Source organism: Prevotella sp. P6B1 (assembly GCF_000702825.1).
GTDB lineage: Bacteria > Bacteroidota > Bacteroidia > Bacteroidales > Bacteroidaceae > Prevotella.
This window is the reverse complement of sequence record NZ_JNKF01000007.1, coordinates 1-3,569: the sequence shown is the minus strand read 5'-3', so window position 1 is coordinate 3,569 and position 3,569 is coordinate 1. Positions and strand designations below refer to the sequence as shown.

Genomic DNA, 3,569 nt, shown 5'->3' with positions numbered 1-3,569 from the left:
CCATATCCCCAAAAGGGAGATTCTATTGATGTGTACTATAGTGAAGATGATCCTAATGTGAATCTGTGGAGTGGCGAATTTACTGAATAATTGAAGAGGTACCTGTCCCCTGGCACCATGTCCCTTGGCACCGTGATGAATGGTTAAGTAATGGTAATACTGGAGTTTTTAAATATGAAATTAATCCTTAGGTGTATGATAAAGAATAGAATCGCAATTCTAGGAATATTTGATATTATTATTGTCTTCTGGATTGTATGGTTTGAAAGGCAAATACAATATGAACCATTATTAGATTATAGTTCTAATTTAAGTGCAATGAAACTACCATTGCATCCAGAAGTCTATAATACAATGATCATTACAATTATTCTCAATATAGTTGCATTGATTTATGAGTTGAGAATTGATAGTATTAGTGAATTTAAGAGAAGCCATTGGTTAATTCTGTCTGGATATTTTATTATTGTATTGTTTTGCATGATAACAGGATACCGTTATATTTCGACAAGAGCATCCGACGGCGTCATAGATGAATATAATACCTTGTTTAGGTTTCCAATCTGGCTATTTGGAAAGGAGTTGTTCTCATCCTTTATAACTATCACCAGTCTTTATTATTCACTTTTTGCTCTACACATCTGTCTTTGTATGCTCAACCTGTATCTGTGTGTCAAAAAGATGAAGGAGTAATACGCGCTAAAATGACTCATAAAAGAACATGGATATTATGAAGGAATGAAGATGACATATGGTGGAAGATAAACAGAACTTAAAGGAATAACAGTCAATGGAAGCCGTAAGAAATAGAATTAAGCTGATATGCTTATTGCTAGTAGTTTGTACATTTTGTCAGGGACAGAGTGTCAAGCAGAACATGAAAATAGAACTTAATAGAATTACTTTCTGTAATTCGGATTTGCAGAAATGTATAAATCATTATATTCCAGAGATTATACAGAAGTGTAGTCTCAATAAAGAGAAAGAAGTGTTATGTATGAAATAAACGATAAAGACATGGAGAAAGGATTAGTTCTTAATAAATCATATGACATCTTTTACTTAGGTAAAAGTATCTCAAGATACGATAATTTAGTTCATTCTAATAATCAATATGATGATTCAAGTAGGTTTGATGATTACGAAATAAAAATTCATGGGTATAATATCGAATTATGGTGTGAAGATGACCATATAGTTAATATTTGTTGTCGTGAATCATGTATTTATAATGGAAAAGAACTTATTAAAATGAGTTTTGAAGATTTCTTAAGCGTAATCAAGGAAGATCCTTCAAATCATGAAATAATCTATATTCCATGCAAAGATAATTGGGGGCAAAATCAGCATGTGTATGTCTTCGACAAATCTGGTTTGCAAGTCTGGGTATGGCGTGGAAAAATAAGGACCATCATTATATACGATACCAATTCAGATGCAGAGGAAATAAAGGGATAGGAGAATCACGAGGGCTCTTTGCAAAACGGCATAGCAGAGTGCTTCTGATTATTCGCGAGAAATTATCTGCTTTTTTCTTGATAAATCTTTGCTTGTTTCTGAACTATTGATTATCTTTGCATCGGATTACAAGAAGTATTAATTAACCACTCATGGGTGGAAGTCTGACGATGAAGAATGGCAGAATAGATAAATACCTCTTTGAAGGTGGCTATGCCCAGGCATCGGTTGCAGAGGTGCCAGGGGACATGGTACGTGAAGTGAACCCAGAAAGTTGTACACAACTTGATGGCTCAAAATGAAAGAGTTACGTGACTCCCTTCGTGGAGGTGCCTGAAAACCGTGAGTTAATTCAAACGATGAAATGAACGCGCTCGTTTCATCAATCGAGTTAACTCAGCCAAAATTCGGTCGATTCTGGCATCATGCCAGACAGATGGGATTTGCTATGCCATGACTACGCCTAATGCTTCTTCCAGTGGCGCAAGCACATCTTGCCGTTTATTACGGATGGCACTCATATCAAGGGCTTTGAAGAACACCTCATCCGTATCTCCTTCTACAAATATCAATACATGCGAAGGATTCATCAGTTTCTTTTTCGCCATCGCCATGTTTTATTTGAAGAAAGATGTTAGCTTCTCGCTGTCATTCTCCATGTCGAGCATGAAGTCAAACATGAACTCTCCAAAGGTCAGTTCCATGTCGCCAGCATATCTGTACAGATATTTCAACTTAGATGGATTAACCTTCGCAAAATGAGCAAGTCCGTCATGCCTGGGAAGACCGAAATACATTTGCTCTGGCTGCATATAGCGCATCAGATAGGGCGAGTGGCTCGTCATCAGTATTTTGGTATTTGATGCATATGCCTGTATGGTAAGAAGAAGATTCTCCATCAGCTTTGGATGGACGGAGTTTTCTGGTTCCTCGACCATAATCATTGGTATGTCCTGCTCCTGAGCAGCCATACACAATGTGAATAAGAAGATCATACGCTTGCTACCGCTTGACAACAACCGAATACTGGTGGGCTGTGAATTAAATTCCTCTTGTATTCTTATATCATAGACTTTGCTGCGTCCGTCACTCAATGTTATTTCATCTGGTTCGAATGACACCACGCCAGAAATCAGCTGCTTAATACCATCTGACAAGATGCTGAAACTATCAGTATCCGTCTCCTTCATCCGATAGATATATTCGCTTAGAGTCATGCCACCGAGCATGGCGATTCCGTTGCCCCCATCTATGGAGAAGTATGATTCGGGGTTATCCAAGGTCTGCAGGTTCGGGATGCTTATGCTACATATTTCCTTGGCTAAGCCCGACAGGAACAATCCACCGTTGGCTATCATTGGCAGGGATAGTTGTTGAGGAGTGGCTGCAAAAGGTTTGTTACAACGACCCATAGCCGACGGAACAATCATAGAGTAGTAGCCGTCCTGTCTGTTTATCATTTGTCGATAGCGTTGCTCGCCCTCTGTCTTAATCTTTAACCACTCCGAAAGCACATAGCCAGGAATCGCACCCTCTGCCCATTGGCATTCATAGCCATACTGCACGAGTTCTGTACGTCCTTCACGCTGTAATCTGCCAAGGAGCTCAAAGTGGAACTTCTTTTCCTTGATTGAGACATTAATGGGGAGAAAGCGGCTTCGAAGCATCTGGCCTTTTGTTTCTTCATTAGCATTCAGATACATCAAACCAAAACTGATGGCACTGAGAACGTTACTCTTGCCATAACCGTTAGGGGCGATGAGGGCGTTTATCTCTCCAATGTCCAAACGTATATGCTCAATGTTGGAAAATCCCTCAATGATAAAACTGTCTATAATCATAACTCATGCAAATATTTTTGCGTCAGTATTACTTAAATCTGCTGCAAATATACAAAATAATATCAACTCGTGCAAATATTTTTGCGTGAGTTGGGCCATTTTTAATTATTTTTATCGCTATATACCCTAAAGCAGAGCAATATGTGACAATTTTCAGGTGCCAGGGGACACAAGGTGAAGTGAACCCCAAAGTTTGGACGGTTAAACAATAGAAGCTGTAAGCATTTTCCTGTATTGTACAGGAGACATGCCATTAAGCCTCAGTTTTAT

The 3,569-nt window shown here is 38.7% G+C and carries 4 protein-coding genes; 2 read left to right on the top strand and 2 right to left on the bottom strand.

The annotated features are described in order from the left end of the window. The first annotated feature begins 1,017 nt into the window (after positions 1 to 1,017). Together T495_RS0100980 and T495_RS15715 are read left to right on the top strand one after the other, a co-directional pair. Positions 1,018 to 1,458 carry a hypothetical protein gene (locus T495_RS0100980; RefSeq protein ID WP_033147301.1) on the top strand — a complete coding sequence of 147 codons (441 nt, stop codon included), beginning with the start codon at positions 1,018 to 1,020 and terminating at the stop codon, positions 1,456 to 1,458. Between the two features lie 152 nt (positions 1,459 to 1,610). Next, positions 1,611 to 1,760 (top strand): hypothetical protein, encoded by a 150-nt coding sequence (locus T495_RS15715; protein ID WP_155993374.1) that lies wholly within the window; start codon positions 1,611 to 1,613, stop codon positions 1,758 to 1,760. A 144-nt stretch (positions 1,761 to 1,904) separates the two neighbouring features. On the opposite strand, the gene T495_RS15710 is transcribed toward T495_RS15715, so the two are convergent. Together T495_RS15710 and T495_RS0100975 are read right to left on the bottom strand one after the other, a co-directional pair. Further along, positions 1,905 to 2,072: a hypothetical protein gene (locus T495_RS15710; RefSeq protein ID WP_155993372.1), complete on the bottom strand. Its 168-nt coding sequence runs from the start codon at positions 2,070 to 2,072 to the stop codon at positions 1,905 to 1,907. Positions 2,073 to 2,075: 3 nt separating this feature from the next. Then, complete coding sequence (locus T495_RS0100975) at positions 2,076 to 3,299, bottom strand: AAA family ATPase (protein ID WP_033147299.1); 1,224 nt, start codon at positions 3,297 to 3,299, stop codon at positions 2,076 to 2,078. Positions 3,300 to 3,569 lie beyond the last annotated feature (270 nt).